The sequence below is a fragment of the Streptococcus sp. DD12 genome (assembly GCF_001578885.1).
Taxonomy (GTDB): domain Bacteria; phylum Bacillota; class Bacilli; order Lactobacillales; family Streptococcaceae; genus Streptococcus.
In genome coordinates this window covers 263,973-281,511 of the sequence record NZ_KQ969495.1, presented here as the reverse complement: position 1 = coordinate 281,511, position 17,539 = coordinate 263,973, and the positions used below count along the sequence as shown (strand labels likewise).

The 17,539-nt window shown below is 44.8% G+C and carries 14 protein-coding genes and 1 pseudogene; 1 reads left to right on the top strand and 14 read right to left on the bottom strand.

From position 1 onward, the window contains the following. Window positions 1-177: 177 nt before the first annotated feature. The 5 genes from pcrA to STRDD12_RS01265 form a co-directional block, all read right to left on the bottom strand. Window positions 178-2,454, bottom strand: a complete 2,277-nt coding sequence (gene pcrA / locus STRDD12_RS01285) for a DNA helicase PcrA (RefSeq protein ID WP_066914197.1) — start codon at window positions 2,452-2,454, stop codon at window positions 178-180. Window positions 2,455-2,557: 103 nt separating this feature from the next. Continuing rightward, entirely contained in the window at window positions 2,558-2,845 is a 288-nt protein-coding gene (locus STRDD12_RS01280) for a DUF2316 family protein (RefSeq protein ID WP_066914195.1), read from the bottom strand. A 45-nt stretch (window positions 2,846-2,890) separates the two neighbouring features. Continuing rightward, on the bottom strand, window positions 2,891-3,514 hold the full coding sequence (locus STRDD12_RS01275; protein WP_066914193.1) for a TetR/AcrR family transcriptional regulator: 624 nt from the start codon (window positions 3,512-3,514) through the stop codon (window positions 2,891-2,893). A 30-nt stretch (window positions 3,515-3,544) separates the two neighbouring features. Continuing rightward, window positions 3,545-4,627 (bottom strand): ABC transporter permease, encoded by a 1,083-nt coding sequence (locus STRDD12_RS01270; protein ID WP_066914191.1) that lies wholly within the window; start codon window positions 4,625-4,627, stop codon window positions 3,545-3,547. Window position 4,628: 1 nt separating this feature from the next. Then, entirely contained in the window at window positions 4,629-5,345 is a 717-nt protein-coding gene (locus STRDD12_RS01265; RefSeq protein ID WP_066914189.1) for an ABC transporter ATP-binding protein, read from the bottom strand. A 235-nt stretch (window positions 5,346-5,580) separates the two neighbouring features. On the opposite strand from STRDD12_RS01265, the gene STRDD12_RS01260 reads away from it, so the two are divergent. Further along, on the top strand, window positions 5,581-6,513 hold the full coding sequence (locus tag STRDD12_RS01260; RefSeq protein ID WP_066914187.1) for a site-specific integrase: 933 nt from the start codon (window positions 5,581-5,583) through the stop codon (window positions 6,511-6,513). Here STRDD12_RS01260 and STRDD12_RS01255 read toward each other — a convergent pair whose 3' ends face one another. The 9 genes and pseudogenes from STRDD12_RS01255 to STRDD12_RS01215 all read right to left on the bottom strand — a co-directional run bounded on the left by STRDD12_RS01255 (window position 6,514) and on the right by STRDD12_RS01215 (window position 17,537). Next, complete coding sequence (locus STRDD12_RS01255; RefSeq protein WP_066914185.1) at window positions 6,514-7,080, bottom strand: restriction endonuclease subunit S; 567 nt, start codon at window positions 7,078-7,080, stop codon at window positions 6,514-6,516. 406 nt (window positions 7,081-7,486) lie between these two features. Then, complete coding sequence (locus tag STRDD12_RS08540; RefSeq protein ID WP_066914183.1) at window positions 7,487-7,810, bottom strand: type II toxin-antitoxin system RelE/ParE family toxin; 324 nt, start codon at window positions 7,808-7,810, stop codon at window positions 7,487-7,489. Further along, window positions 7,800-8,087: a type II toxin-antitoxin system RelB/ParD family antitoxin gene (relB, locus tag STRDD12_RS01245; RefSeq protein ID WP_066914181.1), complete on the bottom strand. Its 288-nt coding sequence runs from the start codon at window positions 8,085-8,087 to the stop codon at window positions 7,800-7,802. The genes STRDD12_RS08540 and relB overlap by 11 nt, the downstream gene beginning before the upstream one ends. Before the next feature lie 148 nt (window positions 8,088-8,235). Beyond that, a complete protein-coding gene (locus tag STRDD12_RS01240; RefSeq protein ID WP_066914179.1) occupies window positions 8,236-9,831 on the bottom strand; it encodes a type I restriction-modification system subunit M in 1,596 nt (531 codons plus the stop codon). 46 nt (window positions 9,832-9,877) lie between these two features. Next, entirely contained in the window at window positions 9,878-11,056 is a 1,179-nt protein-coding gene (locus STRDD12_RS01235) for a restriction endonuclease subunit S (protein ID WP_066914177.1), read from the bottom strand. Next, complete coding sequence (locus tag STRDD12_RS08395; RefSeq protein ID WP_231853435.1) at window positions 11,053-12,567, bottom strand: hypothetical protein; 1,515 nt, start codon at window positions 12,565-12,567, stop codon at window positions 11,053-11,055. The genes STRDD12_RS01235 and STRDD12_RS08395 overlap by 4 nt, the downstream gene beginning before the upstream one ends. 45 nt (window positions 12,568-12,612) lie before the next feature. Then, window positions 12,613-15,809: pseudogene (locus STRDD12_RS01225) on the bottom strand (type I restriction endonuclease subunit R). Beyond that, the gene (locus STRDD12_RS01220) at window positions 15,806-16,381 is read right to left on the bottom strand and encodes a restriction endonuclease subunit S (protein WP_066914175.1); all 576 of its coding nucleotides are present in this window, start codon (window positions 16,379-16,381) and stop codon (window positions 15,806-15,808) included. The pseudogene STRDD12_RS01225 and the gene STRDD12_RS01220 overlap by 4 nt, the downstream one beginning before the upstream one ends. 172 nt (window positions 16,382-16,553) lie before the next feature. After that, window positions 16,554-17,537, bottom strand: coding sequence for a helix-turn-helix domain-containing protein (locus tag STRDD12_RS01215; RefSeq protein WP_066914174.1), 984 nt, complete (start codon window positions 17,535-17,537; stop codon window positions 16,554-16,556). Window positions 17,538-17,539: the final 2 nt, after the last annotated feature.

The following is a 17,539-nucleotide window of genomic DNA, read 5'->3' as shown; positions in this document are numbered from 1 at the left end:
AAGAAAGTAAACTTTCCACCGTGAGAAAAACGCTTGAAACTGAGGTGTTTCAAGCGTTTAGAAAGGTTAAGGCTTTTGACTCAACGTTAAGGTAGGCAAATCGTCAGGTATCGCTAGCATTCAAACCTCACCTCAGAAAAGTCTTCCATCTCAACCAGAGACAGTGTCTCTGGTTTTTTAACATTTTTCAATTGGTGCCAAGCTAGCCAGGACTTTTCTGAGGCCGACTTGAGGGAAGTTAATTTTGAGTTCTTGGGCCTTGCCTTCGCCACTGACTTGTAAGACTGTCCCTTCTCCCCACTTCTTGTGGCGGACTTTGTCGCCGACTTTCCACTGAGAACTTGTGGTGGTCTCTTGAACTTGTCCCACTTTGATAGGGCCTCTAGCACCAGTGGCTTTTGCTTGGCCAGCCTTCCGGGCCTTGAGCGCTTCTTGAAGGCTCATGCCTTGGCCAAAGACGGTTTTTCCTCCACCAGCTGGACTGGCCTTAAAGGCGGTATTCACCGGTCGTGCCAGCCCTTGATAATCCAAGAGGTCAGCATTGATTTCTTGGAGGAAGCGTGTTGGACGATTGTAGGATGTCCGTCCATAGAGCATGCGGGCATGGGCATTGGTCAAGTAGAGCACTTCCTCAGCACGAGTAATCCCAACATAGGCCAAGCGACGCTCTTCTTCCAACTCGTCAGGGTCTTCTGCAGCCCGAGACAGTGGAAAGACATTTTCCTCCATCCCAATCAAAAAGACAACTGGAAATTCCAGACCTTTGGCTGCATGCAGGGTCATGAGGGTGATTTCAGCAACCTCGGGATGGTCATCATCTGTATCCGCCACCAGGGCCAAGTCATTGAGGAAACGGCTCAAGCGGTCCAAACCTGTCTCTGCCTCAGCGGGTGCTTCTGCGTCATCAAAGTTCTTAGCGACAGACAGAAACTCTTCGATATTTTCTAGACGTGCCGCACTTTCCAGGGTGCCTTGATTGCTCAGTGCTTGGGCATAGCCTGTTTTTTCTAAAACCGCTTCGACCACCTGCGTGACCGATAACTGGTCTAGCTGATCACGTAAGGTGAGCAAAGTATTGGCCAAAGTCAGCAGAGCCTGAGCGGCTTTTCCTTTGAGCGGTGACAAAACGACCTGTTCACTCGCCTCTAACAAAGAGAAGGTATTTTGTCTAGCAAAATCACGCAGTTTATCCATTGTGCCAGGCCCAATGCCACGTTTGGGCTCATTGACAATGCGCTCAAAACTGATGTTATCGTTAGGGTTTGCGATGACATTGAGATAGCTAATCACATCGCGTATTTCCTTACGGCTATAGAACTTGGTGCCACCCACCATGGTATAGGGGATATTAGCCTTGACTAGGGCTTCTTCGACCGTACGCGACTGGGCATTGGTCCGATACAAGACAGCGAAATCCTTATAGGAACGTCCCTCACGCACCATTTGGTCAACGGTTGTGGCAATAAAGAGAGCTTCTTCGCTTTCATTATTGGCTTGATAATAGACAATGGATTGCCCTTGGTCATTTTGCGTCCAGAGTTTTTTGGGTCTGCGGTTACGGTTATTGGCGATGACGTCATTTGCCGCCTGCAAGATGGTCTTGGTCGACCGATAATTTTCCTCCAAGAGAACTACCTTGGCTTGAGGGTAATCCTTTTCAAAGTCCAAAATATTTTGCATGTCAGCCCCCCGCCAGCCGTAGATAGACTGGTCGGCATCCCCGACAACACAAATATTTTTAAAGCGAGAGGCCAAGAGCTTGACCAGCTGGTACTGGGCGTGGTTGGTGTCTTGGTACTCATCCACATGGATATACTGGTAGCGCTGTTGGTAGTAGGCCAGCACGTCTGGATGGCTATCAAATAAACGCAGGGTTTGCATAATCAAGTCATCAAAGTCCATAGACTCGCTCTGGCGGAGCTCTGCCTGATAGGCCTTATAACACTTGGCAACAATCTGGCTATAGACATCACCTGCTTGGCGTTCAAAGGCCTGCTCATCCAGCAAATCATTTTTGGCATTGGAAATGGTTCCCAAAATAGCCCGCTCACTCCACTTTTTACTGTCGATGTTCAGATTTTTGAGGATGCGTTTCATGAGGGTCCGCTGTTCCCCAGGGTCGACAATGGTGAAATTGCGCTGATAACCGATATGATCTGCCTCTCGACGCAGAATACGCACACACATAGAGTGGAAGGTGGCAATCAAGGTTTCCTGAGTTTCAGGGTTGAGGGCCAGCGCCCGCTCCTTCATTTCACGGGCCGCCTTATTGGTAAAGGTAATGGCTAAAATATTCCAAGGATTGATTCCTTTTTCGTCTATCAAATAAGCGATGCGGTGGGTCAAAACCCTTGTTTTTCCAGAGCCTGCCCCTGCCATAATCAGGAGGGGGCCTTCTGTTGTTTGGACGGCTTGAGCTTGCCGGTCATTCATACCTTGTAAGAGGGGATTCATTGCTTTTCCCTTTCTGTAAAAAAATTGCTTATTTATTGTATCATTTTTTTAAAAAGAGACCTAATGAAAGTTGACCTTTACAGGCAGGCAAAAGAGGATTTGCTCAAGACTGACGCCAAGGATGGTCATACCTAAACCAGCGATTGGCCGAATGATCTGCCAGCTTGCTAAAGGGATAAACCACCTTTCCTTCTGCCAAGAGTTTGTCCTCCAAATAATCCCTGAGCATCCAGACATGCGCCGGATTGGGATGAGACATGGCAAGTACTTCCTTGAGTTCAGTTATGCTGATGCCCATCTCATGGGCAACCTGCTCAGGTGATGCCCCTAATCGTTTGAAATTTTCAGCCAATTCCGCCTGAGTCGCCAAGCGTTCTGCTTTACTTAACATGTGTTTCTCCTTTGACAGATGACCAGTTGTTTAGGAATGCTTTTCTTACTGCCACAAGCCGGCAAGGATTTGCTTTTCGATCAGCTGGAGGTCGCTCTCCGAAAAGTCTCCGCCTTGACCGATCAGATAGAGCTGTCCAAAATAGGCCAAGATAGGGCCTATAAAAATGCGAACCACCTGCGTGACCGTCAGCTGAGGATTGACCCGTGCGTCCCCTTCTAAGCGTTTTTTAACCGCAAGGACCTTGGGCGAAATCGTCTCCCACAGTCGTTTTTGCTCCGCCTTGACCTTATCACCAGCTAGAAGCTCCTGCAAGATAATCTTAAAGAGGGCCTGATTTTCCCCGAAAAATGCCATGCGGTCCCTCACCAAGAAATGCACCATGTCCTCAGGGGTCTGATAGGTCAAGAGATGGTCAAAGAAATCCACAAAGAGGCCCGGCGCCACAGGGTGGATGATGGCCACCAGCAGGTCTTCCTTGGTCTTAAAGTACTTGAATAGGGTCGCTTGGCTGAGACCTGCCGCCTTAGCAATCTGAAGCGTCGACGTCCCATGGTAACTGTAGCGAGAAAACTGCTCCACTGCGGCTTCCATGATTTTTTTCTTCCCTTTAGGGTAATCCGACTGCTCCAGATAGTGACCAAATGACTCAAAAATACTGACTGACATGGGCTCCTCCTTTTGAAAATGTGTTTTGTCTTACACCTTGCGGTAGCGTTGTAAGCCCTCGATATTACAGATAGTGAGGACGACGAGAAAGAGGGACAAGACCCCAAGGTTGGGTAAAATAGCCTCTAGCCCTCGGCCATAGAGCACGATTTGACGCATGGCATCTCCTGAATAGGTCAAAGGCAAGAATTTGCCAATCGTGGTCGCCCAGTCGCCCATACTCTCTAGCGGAATAATGCCAGAGAAAAAGAGTTGAGGCATGATGACCAAGGGAATAAATTGCATCATTTGAAATTCTGACTTGGCCAAGGTCGACAAAAGAATCCCGAAGGCCAAGGCTACAAGAGCCAATAGTACATTGACTATTATAACATTTATCAAGCTCCCCACAACTTCGATATCAAGCAACCAGATAGCTGCCACAACCACGACAATGGTTTGTAAAATGGCAATCAGCCCATAAGACAAGAGATAACCAAAGACAATTTCAGACCGTTTGACCGGTGTGGCCAGCAGGCGGTCTAGGGTGCCACTGGTGCGCTCCTTGAGTAGGGCCATACCAGAGATGAGAAAGACAAAGAAGAAGACGACAAAGCCGATGAGAACAGGAATCATCTTGGCAAAAAAGCCGGTGTCCTTGTTGCCATATTGGTAGTTTTCAGTGATATGAGCTTTTTGGCTGTCAAGCTTGGCTTGCGGAAGCGCCCGTTTGACCAGAGCGGTTAGTTGTTGGCTTCCCTCGCTAGCCAGGCTGGTCCGTAAAAGCTGGCGGGTAAAGGCTGTTTTTGACGCATCGGTATTGGCATAGTCGACCATGTAGTCCCCATCCTTGTAGGAAATGACCGCATCCACCTTTTCATCTGCCAAGGCCTCCTTGGCCTTATCGAGGTCTTTATAAGTTTTGACCGTGACATGGTCGGTGTCTTTTAGGCGCGTGACCAGACTCGTGGGCAGGTCCTGAGTCGCCAGACTGATGTCGACCGTAGTACTGGCTGAAAACATGAGGTTCATCAGCCACATAATAAAGACAGGAGCAACAAACATCATGGCAAGGGTGCGCTTGTCACGTAAGAGTTCTTTGATTACTTTTTTGGCAATAGCTAGGGTTCTCATCTTATTCTCCTTCTGCTTTCAAAAAGACGTCCTCGATGCTGTCTACACCATAGGCTTTTTTGAGTTGGCTAGGTTGGTCAAAGGCGATGACCTTCCCACCCAAGAGCAGGCCAACCTTATCCGTCAGCTCGGCTTCATCCATAACGTGGGTGGTGACTAAAATCCCAATCCCCTTGTCACGCAAGGTCAAGAGTTCCTTCCAAATCTTTCGACGTAGAGAGGGGTCAATCCCAACCGTTGGCTCATCCAAAATCAAAAACTGGGGTCGCCCTAAAAGGGCAATCGCTAGAGACAAACGGCGTTTCATCCCACCAGAATAGCCCGAAACAGTCTTATTCAAATGCTCTGTCAAATCCACCACCTGTGCCACATGGGCAAGCTCAGCTGCTAAGTCTTTCTTGGACAAGCCCTTAAGCTCAGCAAAAAATTCTAGATTTTCCTGACCAGATAGGGCTTCATAAAGGGCATCCGACTGGGCCATGTAGCCAATCGCCCCTAAAATCTGACGATTGGGCATGGTGTGGTCTAGCACCAAAGCACTTCCACCATCAGCTTTTTCCATCCCCAGCATGGTCTTAATCATGGTTGACTTTCCAGCCCCAGATGGCCCAATCAACCCCACAATCTGACCAGCCTCCACCCGAAAGCTAACACGGTCCAAGACCAATTGATGTCCAAATGACTTTTGCAAGTCCTTCATGTCCAGTAAGTATTTCATACTTTCCTCCTTTAGGTGAGTAATCACTCACTTTTCTAACAGGACCTATTATAGTGAGCATTCACTCACCTGTCAAGCCTTAAGTCCACAAAAATAAAAACACCAACAAACCCTGCGTGGAATGTTGGTGTTTGGAGGTTAATATTTCTCTATGTCCCTATAAATTAGAAGTGTAAAATAAGGATGAGTTTGAACCTCAAACCACAATACAATATTTTTAGAGGAGGACAAGGATATGTCTACCGTACCATTTCATAGTCATTCGTTATTTCACCAGTTTTACGCGGATTGGATCAAAACCTATAAGGAGGGAGCCGTCCAAAGCGTCACCTTGCAAAAATATCAGATGAGCCTGCAGTGGGTCAGACGCTTAGCCCCTGAGCTCAAAATAGAAGAGATTAGTCGCACCACTTATCAGAAATTGCTGAATGACTATGCTGACTATCATGAAAGACAAACAACGCTTGATTTTCACCACCAACTCAAGGCTGCGATTTTAGACTGTGTAGACGAGGGGTGGGTGGCGAAGGATCCTACTCGCAAAGCCATTATCAAAGGCCGAGCTCCTCGACCTAAAAAACAAAAATTCCTCAATCAGTACGAACTTCATAAATTACTGGAGGACTTAGAGCTGGGGGCAAGTCCCGACTGGGATTGGATGATTCTCCTCATCGCAAAGACTGGTCTTCGTTTTTCGGAAGCTCTGGCGCTGACACCACTGGATTTTGACTTTAACCACCAGACCTTGAGTGTCACCAAAACTTGGGACTACAAACGAAACACAGGCTTTCTACCGACCAAAAACATGTCATCTATTCGGAAGGTTCCGATTGACTGGCAAACGGTCATCCAATTTAGTGAGCTTGTCAAAGATTTACCCGAAGATCAACCCATTTTCGTTCACGGTCCTATCTGGAATTCAACACCAAATAAGCGCCTTGAGCGCCATTGCCAGCATGTCCATATCCCTGTGATTAGTCTCCACGGTCTGCGCCATACTCATGCTTCTATCTTACTTTTTGCAGGAGCTTCTATCGCTAGTGTCGCTAGGCGACTGGGCCACTCAAGTATGACGACCACGCAAAAGACCTATCTTCATATCATCGCTGAATTGGAAAACAAAGACATCGATATCGTCATGCGCGCCCTATCTAACCTAGGTCGTTAGTTAGTTGAGAAACTTACGCTGATGACTAGCGATGGTGGCGTCTAGGGTTTGAAAGAAGGCGCCGATCCGTTCTTGCTCGGGGAGGGAGGGGACCAATAAACAAAAATTTCTAATTTGACTCAGTCCTAGAAATTTTTGAGTTCCACCAGCATTTTCTTTCCTAATATATTTTTCAAAAATCGACGATTGCAGAATTTGAATTAGGAATTGATTTCTTATCGAACCATTATTTTTCAGTAAAGCAACATTTTTAATTGCAAATCTATCCTTGTCAACTAAAACTGGATTTCCAATAGTACCTATCATCCCAAAAATGATATCCCCTATTTCAACCTTAGATCTTTCATTTATTTTATTGTAATCATCTTCAGAAATATAAGATATGTCCGAAAAGTCTAGACCTTCTGACGTTAAATTTTTTGAAGTAATTAACGGAAATCCAGTTTCTATATACTTAGGTGAGTCGTGAGTTCCGTCACGGACATCTTTTACTTCCCCCAACCTACGCTGTTCCCAAGCGTCGGTATCCTTGAACTCTGGAAATCTTAATTTTGGTATGTTTTCCATGTAAACTCCTTTCCCCCAACTTACTCCGATTTCGTTCCTATTTCTAGGAAATCGCAGAAAAACTCCACTGGAGATTTTCTCTCCCAAGCGTCGGCATCTGTAAATTCTGGAAAGCGATGTTTTGATTTTCCAATCTTGCTCACCCCAACCTACGCCCTTTTCCTTTCTATTTCTTGGAAAAGGCAGAAAACCTCCACTGGAGATTTTCTCTCCCAAGCGTCGGCATCTGTAAATTCTGGAAAGCGATGTTTTGATTTTCCAATCTTGCTCACCCCAACTTACGCCCTTTTCCTTTCTATTTCTTGGAAAAGGCAGAAAACCTCCACTGGAGCTTTTCTCTCCCAAGCGTCGGTATATTCAGGAAAACGAATTTCCGGAAAACTAAAAAGAGCTTGCGCTCTTTAGTTTACTTTTTTAACAACTTCATATAGTTGCTCTTCGACGGAATGAGGTGGGTAACGATAACAATCTTTTGTTTGTCATCCACAAGGAACAATATTAGATAATCATCACAAACTAAGGCCTGTGTTTTAAAATTTGCATTCAATTTTCTTCCTAATCGGTCATCAAAATCAAACCCACCGGGCATATACTGAAGCTGATTCCTCTTGGCTCTAATCTTTGAGATTTTTCTTCTAGCACTCGTAATACTAAAGTTAGTAGAAATATAACTGTAGATTCGATCGAGTTCCTCTACGACCCTTTCTGCATAGCGAATACTATAAACCATAGCGTTCTACCAAATCTTCATCAGTATAGTAACTTCCAGACTGCACCTCATCAAGACTCGTTTTAATCTCGTTTTTTAGTTGCAAAAACAAGCGTTCATTTTCCAAATCCTCCTCCGTTTCAAGGGGGACTTCCTCCCTAACCGCCACATTTTTCAAGAAAAGAGTCAAGCCCTTTGATAAGGTGTAGCCGTTTTGCTTCAAAATAGAACGCGCTGTCGTTAGTAAGTCTGCGTCAATTTTAAAAGATACATTCTTAATATTTCCTTCCTTGTTCATAACAGCACCTTTCACACGTTTTTTTACAGGTCTATTTTACAGGTTTTTTGAAGTGCTTACAAGTAACAACTACGATCGTTCAATAAAATCTCGTCGTTTGATTTTCATAAAAGAAGAAAAACCGACTGCTTGGTCGGTTTCTCACGTCTTAAACGCCTAATTCTTTTAACAACTCATCGATTTCAGCTTCGAGTTTGGCGATTTCTTGGTCGTCTTGGGCTAGGAGTTGCTTGATTTCATCAAGGTCAATCGGTTCTTCCTCCTCAAAGGTATCCACATAGCGAGGGATATTGAGGTTGTAGTCGTTTTCCTGTATTTCTTCCAGACTCGCTAAGTGAGCATACTTGTCCACATCTTGACGATCTTTATAGGTTGCGACAATTTTTTCGATATGCGCCTCGGTTAGGCTATTTTGGTTTTTACCTTTGCTGTAGTCTTTGGAAGCATCGATAAAGAAAACATCCTTGGTCTTGCGATTTTTCTTAAAGACTAAGATAGTGGTTGGAATGCTGGTGCCGTAAAAGAGGTTGGCTGGTAGGCCGATAACAGCATCTAGGTAATTCTTTTCAATCAAAACCTTACGAATCTTGCCCTCTGCTGCACCACGAAAGAGCACGCCGTGGGGGAGCACGATAGCCATGGTCCCCGTGTTATTGAGATGGTAAAGGCTGTGTAGGATAAAGGCATAGTCTGCTTTTGAGGCAGGGGCTAGCTTGCCATAGTCTGAAAAGCGGGGGTCTTTGAGCTTGGAGTCCGCATTGTCCCACTTGGCTGAGTAGGGAGGGTTGGCCACCACGGCATCAAAAGAGCGGGGGTGGTCAATCCCTTTCTCATCAGGTCCATCTGGCCAGTCACTCTCTAGGGTATCCGCATTTCTAAGAGTCATATTGGTATAGGTCACATCGTGCATCATGAGGTTCATCCGAGCCAAGTTGTAGGTGGTCGTCCCTAACTCCTGACCAAAGTACTTGATGGCACCTGCTTTTTTGCCTTGGGGGAGTTCATTTCCCACGGTCAAAAGGAGAGAACCGGACCCCATGGTCGGGTCGTAGACGCTAAAGGCTGTATCTAGGTCTTCAGTGACATCTAGCGTCACCAGCTTGGCCAAGATCTGGCTAACCTCATGGGGCGTGTAAAACTCGCCCCCTTTTTTCCCTGCTGAGGCAGCAAATTTCCCGATCAGATACTCGTAAATCTCTCCTAGGATGTCTCTACCATCCTCACTCTTGTAGTCGATCCCATCGATGAGCTTGACAATGGCACCTAGCGACTTGGCACGAGCTGTCGTAGACGCTCCCAAGCGTGAATCCCCGAGGTTGATGTCGTTAAAAACGCCACTAAAGTCCTTGGAAGCCTCACGGTTACGCTCCACATTGCGGTTAAAATGCTCAAAAATGGTCTGATAATCACTGGGCATGACCTGACTATCTGCGATCTTCTCCCGCAAGGACTCCCAAGTATCCTCAGGCTCAATGGCATAGCCCAAGGTCAGGGAAATATCCTCTAGATACTCCTCCAAATCCTCACCAGAAGCCTGCTCCTTGTAGGCTTGGTTGACCGTCATCCCCTCTGGCACATCGATGACCTGATTGCTCACCAAGTACTTCTCCTGATGCTCGGACAAATAGCGGTAAAAGATGAAGGCTAGGATATAGTTTTTGTACTCATTGGCCTCCATATTGCCCCGCAATTCATTGGCCATAGCCCAGATCTTGTCTGTGATTTCCTGTGTTTTACTGGTCATGTATACCTCCTTGTTTTTAGCTGTCTTCTCAAAAATGAAGCTCATCCTAAGGGAAAAGCTGTTGCAAAAGCCCTTTTTTCAGTGTTTTCAAATGTTCCAGCTTACGCTGATGACTAGCGATGGTCGCGTCTAGGGTTTGAAAGAATGCGCCGATCCGTTCTTGTTCGGGGAGGGAGGGGAGGGGGATTTCTGCTAATTTTATATCATTAGAATTTATACTTTCAAAAGTTGACCCTGTGCTTAGTTTATTCCAATAACCAAATTGTTTCATTTTTAATAGTGTTTGAAATAAGAATTCATTTCCACGAATTGCAGCAACACCACGACCTAAAACAACATTATAGTCCGTCTTACCTATATCCCCAACTGGTGCACGAACACTTAAAATCAAATCACCTATTCTTCCTTGTTTTGTAACCTGAGTCGTCCATACCCTTGGAAAAACCCTCCCATTCTTCATGTCTGCATTTCCTTGAACAAGGATATAGTCCGCTGGATTATCAGTATAGTTTTCACTATTAGGAGATTGCCCCATAATAATTTCCGCCACTTCCCCCAGCCTACGCTGTTCCCAAGCATCGGTAAATTCAGGAAAACGAATTTCCGGAAAACTTTCGCCATTTTTTGGAAACATTTTCTGTAAGAGGCCTTTCTTACGCATTTTCAAATGTTCCAGCTTACGCTGATGACTAGCGATGGTCGCGTCTAGGGTTTGGAAGAAGGCGCCAATGCGTTCTTGCTCGGGGAGGGTGGGAACCATAGTCTTAATATTTGAAAAGTCACTTTTATTAATAATTTGCATTGTTCCTGCACCTGCTACACTGAGCATATATCTTGACCACATTTCAGATTGTGTTAGTAAAAAATACGATGAATATTTTTCACTAGGCGTCAATGAATTAATTTGTTGATTAAAAGCCGAATCAGTTCTAACTAATGTATTTTTCCCAATACTCGCAATACATGTTACCAATATTGAACCAGACTTAGCAATTCTAGCTTTGGATTTCCCTACTTCTGATAATTGTTTTGAAGTCGTATGAAGAACCAATGAATTAATATCAGTAGGTGTGACCCATGGGAATCCATTCTTTTCGTAATTATCTTCTTCATTAGTGGGCGGAGTATTACCAGTTTGAATTTCTCCAACTTCCCCTAACCTACGCTGTTCCCAAGCAGGAGAATCTTTAAACTCTGGAAATCTTAATTTTGGTATGTTTTTCATGAAAATTCTTCTCCCAATTGTTTCAAAAATTCTTCAGATACGATATATTCCGTCCAATTTTGCCCTTGAATTTGCCTAGTGCTATCTACCAGAAGATAATGAATCTTACCGGAATCACTAATTTTTAATTTTTTAGCCATATTTTCAGTTCTAACATCCTCATCTTCATAATTAGCTAAGTCCACTATAACAAGATGTTTATTGTGTTTTTCAATAACATTTCTGATTATACCGTTGATGTGCTCATCATCATAATTGAACCCAAATCCTATAGAACATATAAAATCTGAATCACTTAGTAAATTATAATAATCAACGTACTTGATAGACATATCAATAGATGTCATCGGCTTTGTACCGCTTTGTGTAAAAATCAAAGGAACTGCAAAATGAGCATAATCTTTATATTTGTCTTCAGGAATCAAGGTATTCATATACGGGTCATAATACTCATTAACACTTCCATTTAAAAATGTTATAGAATGTTTTGATAACTTCTCACCGATTAAGCCGTTAATATAATTTGATGTCGCTATACCAGAGACGCTAAATTTTTCCTGTGTAGCCAAATCATCATAATAGCCATCATTGCCATCTTCAGAATCAAAGCTAAGAATGTATTCACGAACAGAGTGTAAAAATATGCTAATATTACAAAATTTCCCCCATTCACTTTTAGGACTATACAAATAGTGCCAGTTACTATCAATTACTGTTTTATAATCTAGTACATCAGCATAAATGTGTTCAACCACTTCAAATGCAAAATCAACAATTGTATGCAGTTCTCTTGATCGAGTTCGAGAAAGTAATTCTAACCCCTTAACTCCAGCTGATTGATAATTTACGTTAATATTACTTCCCAAATCATCAAAAATATCCAAGCCTAACTTATCCTCATCAAAAATATTTTCTTTAATATTTCTCGAAAGATTTTCACTCATTGCACCTATATGCAATTGTAACAGAGATTTTACTATATCACCCAACAACTCCTTGTCTTCTTGTTTGCTGAATGCATAATTTTTATAATAAGTTAACAGTATTGCAAAATATTTACTTGAAAATAATTGATTCCCTTGTTCTAAATAGTGGTTATACCTAAGTTGATGATTAATGTTTATATCAGAATAGGATACCTCAAGATCTTGTTCGACAGATTTTTTAAATTCTTTAGTGTTCGTTCTTTTATTTTTTAAAATAATATCCCCAACCTTATCAAATTCGTTAATCCGCTCAATGATGTAATCTCTATTATTTACAACTGTGTCTTTGATAATTCTTTCATAAACACTTTCTCTAAAAGTGGTAACTCTTTTGGTATCATATTCCTGAGGAAGCCAATTTGAAGCATATTGTGAGCTCTCTACAATCCTACTTCGATTATCTATAAATGCTTTCTTTGCCAAAGAAGTATCTTTCCTGAAAATATCAAGTGCAAACTTTCCCCCTGTTGGCATTCCATAAGAAATTTCAGCTCCTGCACCAAATAAAAATCCTATTTTTTTCATCACTTATTTACTCTTTTCTACTTTATTAACTTAATTTTCTCACCCTCACAACCGCTCCACCATCTGGTCAGCCAGTTGGTAGATGGCTTCTCTAAGGCCGTTGCGGTATTTGATCCGGCTAAGGGTTTGGATTTTGCTATCCATAGCCATTTCTTGGTAGGTCAGGCTAGCTTGGGCGATGATGTCACGGAGCTGACCGCTATCATCCATGTCCTTTTGCTCATAGCGGTGGTTGGCAAAGAGGCTACGCAAGCCTTGGTTGGTCACGATGTCCGTGATGCCCCACTGGTTGCGGAAGTCGAGAAAGACACGATTGAGGCTGACGGCATTGGCTTCTTGGATGATTGTTTGGCTTTCGCTGAGACGAGCTGGATAGGTAAAGTTACTATCTGCTGTCGGGTAGTGCCCTTGGTAGATTGCTTGGGCTGCAGTGACGATTTTTTCTGCATAGGTGCGGTCTTCCAAGCTATTGGCAAACTTCTGGATTTCTTCCTTGGTTTCCTTGGCTGCTTCCTTTTTACCTTCGTGAACTTGGTTGAGAAGCTGCTCGATGAGCTCTGTCAGGTAGTCATAGTTGACTTCCACATCCTTGACATGGGTCATTCGCAACTCCACCTCCCAGATAGGGATTTTCTTTTCCTTGGCTAGGTGGTTTTTTAGCTCATTTGTCAAGACTGTCGTCAGCATGACTTCCTGCTCAGGTGTCATCCCTAGTTCTTTTAGGAGAATATCGGGATCATCGTAGTCAAAGCCTACATCGCCCCCTTCTTCCTCGCTTGGAGTGTACTGCATGAGCTTGGACATGCCTGTATTATAGTCTCTAAGCAAGCCCAGCATGTCTTCTTTTTCTTTTCAGATGGTGGGAGTTGGTTAAAGACTTGTGTCATGTCAGAGAGCTGGGTGACGGTTTCCTTGACTTGAGTGAGCAGGTCTTGAAACTCTGGTGCAGTGATGCCATCCTTGGTGTTGCCTGCCTTGCGCTCTTCGTCGCTCAGCTTGGCCGAGTCCTTATTGGCATAGATAGAGAGAGCTTGATTCATCAATTTTTCATTGTGGGCTGGCCAGCGGTAGTTGACGATGCGCCCCCAAGGTTTTTCATTCATATCCGCTACACGGTTGGTGCGAGAGTAGGCTTGGATGAGACTAGCATCCTTGAGCGTGCGGTCGACATAGAGAGTGTTGAGTTCTGGCGCATTAAAACCTGTCAAGAGTTGATCAATCACGATGACCAGATCCAGATACTGACCATCATGGGCTGTCCTTGCCAGACGCGAGGTGACATCCTCTGTATAGCCAGCGACATTATCCATCTCAAACTTCGTTCCAAAAAGCTGATTGTAGACTGTCATAGCTTCATGGAGACCTTGGTTGCTTTCCAGCATACTATCATTATTGGTGGTATTTTTGCTAAAGGTGACGGCTACCTTTAGGGTTGGCTGACCTGCTGCCCGTCTTTCATCATTGACCCGTTCAAACTCTCGGAAGTACATCATGGCCATCGGGGTGCTGGCTTTTCCACCTCCCACGTGTGTTGTCAGCATGGCATTGTAGAGCCCGTCCTTAGAACGATTGCGCCAATGCTTGAAAATATCCGCCACAACAAGTTTGACATGGTCAGGATTTTCATCATAAAAGCTAGGCTCGATCGCGTCGTCCATGTCTTCTTGCGAGAGGTGGGCGATTTTTTCTTGGATTTGCTCCTCTGTCCATTTAGGGTAGCGTTCCCGATAAAAGGCTGGTAGGTAGCGCTCTTTCATATCTGCTTCATCGATAGTGGTCTCAAAGTCCACCTTAAAGCCCAAGACATTGCGGTCTGCGATGGCCTCACGGATGGTATAGGCATGGAGCAAGGGACCAAAGATATCTTCCGTTCTTAGACCCTTGGTCGTCTCATCAAACATCGGTGTCCCCGTATAGCCGACCCAGGCTGACTGCGGAAAGGCTTTTTGAATAGCCGCAAAGGAGAGTCCACCTGTCGAGCGGTGAGCCTCATCCACGATAAAGACAATGCGTTTGTCAGGTGCCTTAAAACTCTTGCGATTGATCAGGGTATTGAGCTTTTGGACAGAGGTGACGATGATGCCATTGTCCTTGCTCTTGAGACGACGATTGAGCTCAGTGGTCTTCTTGGTATCTTGGACACTACCTGCAGATTCACCGACACCATCTGGATCATAGGCACTGTACTCATCAAAGGTCTGACTGGTCAGGGCGATGCGGTCCACGACAAAGACAACCTTGTCCACATTTGGCAAGCGACTAGCTAGCCAAGCTGTTTTAAAGCTGGTGATGGTCTTTCCAGAGCCAGTGGTATGCCAGATATAGCCGATTTTCGTGCTGGAGAGCTCAAAGTCCGTTTGCTTGATTTTTTCGATGACCCTTTGTGTGGCATAGACCTGATAGGGGCGCATGACCTTGAGCATCTGCTTGTTTTTGGTCCCATCGAGGATCATGTAGTTGGTGGCCATCTGATGAGCCATGGGGATAGACAGCATGCTATCTGCAAACTCCTTCCAATCCCTCACCAGAGTGTTATCGGATTGCCGTTGCCAATGAAAGGCAAAGTCTGTATTGAAACCTTGACTGGTGGTATTGGCCATGTACTTGACATTCGTTGGGGTCAGACCGACCAAGATTTGCACCGTAGAGAAAATATCACTATACTGGTGTTCGTCTATATATTGGTGCATCTGATTGAGCGCCGCATTGACATCTACCGTATCTTTTTTCTCTTCTATTTGGATAATAGGAAGCCCATTGATGAGAAGAGTCGTATCAAAAATCCGATTTTCCTTCCCAGCAATCACAGCAGGACGGTGGATTTGATTGACAATCTGATAGATCGTATCGCCAGCCCCGACCTTACGCTGATCAAAAACGGTCAAAAAGACATGGCGACCATCATCCATATCCACTTCTACCTGTGAAATCCCATTTAGACCATAGAGAAACTGACCTGCCTGATAGGGCGTTTTGAGATCAGAAATGATTTTCTTTACTTGGTTAAATTCTGCGACTGACAGTGGGTTCTTGAGCACGTCTTGGTTATGCTGCTCGAGAATTTCCTTAAAGTTTTGCCAGAGAGCTTCTGTTGTCTTGATGTCTTTTTCATATTTCCACAGACGCTTCTTGGTCACATAGGCGACCGGGGATTCTGTCACTTCACTTCCATCTGTCGCCCCCTCAACTTGTCCGGTTGATAGATAAGTGATTAATTGCTTTTCAAAATCTAGTTCTTTCATACCTTGCGAACCTCCTCTAGTTCTCCCATTCGTAAGAGATATTCTCTCTCAGCTTGTCGTGTTTTTAAAGCTTTAACCTCTTCTTGCTTACGGTAAATCGCACCGATCAGCCTTTGTCGTTCCAGACTTTCCAGTCTTGGTAGTTGCAGTTCGCGCAACTGTTTAACGGTGTATTTCAAAACAGCCGACCCTTGCAATCCTAGGAGAAACTGGCGTTTAACGGCCTTATCTTCGTTTAAGAGATAGAGCAAAAAGTTCTTGTCTAGCTCATTTGAAGGCTCTAAGACGACATAGTTTTGAGTGTAGAAATAGCCCTCGTGCTCCTTTGAGACGATGGCGGCTGTACCCGAGATGAGACTAAAGACAAGATCGCCACTGCTAAGACAGGTAAGCTGGTCAGCGGTGGTCAGCTCCTTTGACTCGCGCTCCTTGTGACTGACTCCAGCCAGATCATCCTCCAAATCCAGCTGATTGTAAATCTTATAGCGATGACCATTTGGTCGTTCTTTGACCCGAAACTGTGGAAAACCAACCTGAAAGCTCACCAAGTCTCCTAGCTGTATTTTTTTCATATTATACTCACTTTGTGTTTTTTAAAAATTACTTTACAAATATAGTTTAGCAGTTTTTTGGAAGTCAGTCAAGGAAAAACTGATTTTTTATTTTGTGTTTTTTTAAAACTACACCTTCCATACAAAAACACACCAAACTTTCTGTCTGGTGTGTTCTCACTTCTACTTGTTCTTAAAGTTTTTGCTTAGCCTGATTTTCCCGATAGGCCGTGATGGTCTGTCCGGTCCATTTTTTAAAGGCGCGGGAAAAGGAGGAAACTTCAGCATAGCCTAGGAGGTAGGCGACCTCGTCAGTGCTGATTTCTGGCTGTTTGAAATAGCTAAAGGCTAGGAGTTTTTGGACATTGTGCAGTTCTTGGTTAAACTTGGTGCCTTCTGCGGTCAGGTTGCGCTGGAGGGTTCGGCTACTGATGCCCAGAGAGGCCGCAATATCCTCAATGCCAAAGGCGCCACTCGGAATCATCTGGTAGAGTTTTTGCTGGACGACACCGGTGAAGCTCTCGCTGGTCATGGCCTCTGCCAAGCGCTCCTTGAGCTGGGGTTCCAGGTAGTCCAGCATGACATTATTGGCCGTGAGAAAGGGTTTCTCTAAGTCTGCTTTGCGAAAGACGATTTCATTGCCCTCCATCTGCTCCACATGGCAGGCAAAGGTGTCTCTACTAACTGCCTCATAGCTAAAGGGCGTCCCCACATGGACGGGAGCAATGGCTTCGCCTGTGCCTGTCCGGATCAGATCCAGCAGGAGCAACTGCTCATTGAGGACCGCAAAGCGGGGCAGGTCCAGACCGGCATAGTCATAGCGGTAGTTCACGCGCACCAAGTCGTCGAAAACTTCCATGGTCACTACGATAGGACCTGTGATTTTCTTGTATTTGGCGAAATGCTCAATGGCCGCTAGGCCATTTTTTGACGAGAGAGCCGCAAAGAACGGGGGCATGAACATCTGGATGTCCTTGATGCGGCTCATGGCAAGGATCTGCTCGTCGCTGGCCACCTTGTCAAAGGCTGTGAGCAGGTGGTAATAATCCAGAGTGGACAGGGTCATCTCCTCTTTCCAGCTGGTATCCGGCAACTGGGCCAGGTCGAGGATGGACTGAAAGTCCAAGCCAAGGGCCTTAAGATTTTCTAGGTATTGTTGGCTGAGATTGAGACGCATGG

Coding starts and splice junctions, on each gene's coding strand:
- STRDD12_RS08395 (WP_231853435.1), bottom strand. CDS start 12,567: ATGAAAAAAATAGGATTTTTATTTGGTGCAGGAGCTGAAATTTCTTAT.
- STRDD12_RS01255 (WP_066914185.1), bottom strand. CDS start 7,080: ATGGAAAACATACCAAAATTAAGATTTCCAGAGTTCAAGGATACCGAC.
- STRDD12_RS01235 (WP_066914177.1), bottom strand. CDS start 11,056: ATGAAAAACATACCAAAATTAAGATTTCCAGAGTTTAAAGATTCTCCT.
- relB (WP_066914181.1), bottom strand. CDS start 8,087: ATGAACAAGGAAGGAAATATTAAGAATGTATCTTTTAAAATTGACGCA.
- STRDD12_RS01240 (WP_066914179.1), bottom strand. CDS start 9,831: ATGACCAGTAAAACACAGGAAATCACAGACAAGATCTGGGCTATGGCC.
- STRDD12_RS08540 (WP_066914183.1), bottom strand. CDS start 7,810: ATGGTTTATAGTATTCGCTATGCAGAAAGGGTCGTAGAGGAACTCGAT.
- STRDD12_RS01275 (WP_066914193.1), bottom strand. CDS start 3,514: ATGTCAGTCAGTATTTTTGAGTCATTTGGTCACTATCTGGAGCAGTCG.
- STRDD12_RS01260 (WP_066914187.1), top strand. CDS start 5,581: ATGTCTACCGTACCATTTCATAGTCATTCGTTATTTCACCAGTTTTAC.
- STRDD12_RS01215 (WP_066914174.1), bottom strand. CDS start 17,537: ATGCGTCTCAATCTCAGCCAACAATACCTAGAAAATCTTAAGGCCCTT.
- STRDD12_RS01220 (WP_066914175.1), bottom strand. CDS start 16,381: ATGAAAAAAATACAGCTAGGAGACTTGGTGAGCTTTCAGGTTGGTTTT.
- STRDD12_RS01270 (WP_066914191.1), bottom strand. CDS start 4,627: ATGAGAACCCTAGCTATTGCCAAAAAAGTAATCAAAGAACTCTTACGT.
- STRDD12_RS01280 (WP_066914195.1), bottom strand. CDS start 2,845: ATGTTAAGTAAAGCAGAACGCTTGGCGACTCAGGCGGAATTGGCTGAA.
- STRDD12_RS01265 (WP_066914189.1), bottom strand. CDS start 5,345: ATGAAATACTTACTGGACATGAAGGACTTGCAAAAGTCATTTGGACAT.
- pcrA (WP_066914197.1), bottom strand. CDS start 2,454: ATGAATCCCCTCTTACAAGGTATGAATGACCGGCAAGCTCAAGCCGTC.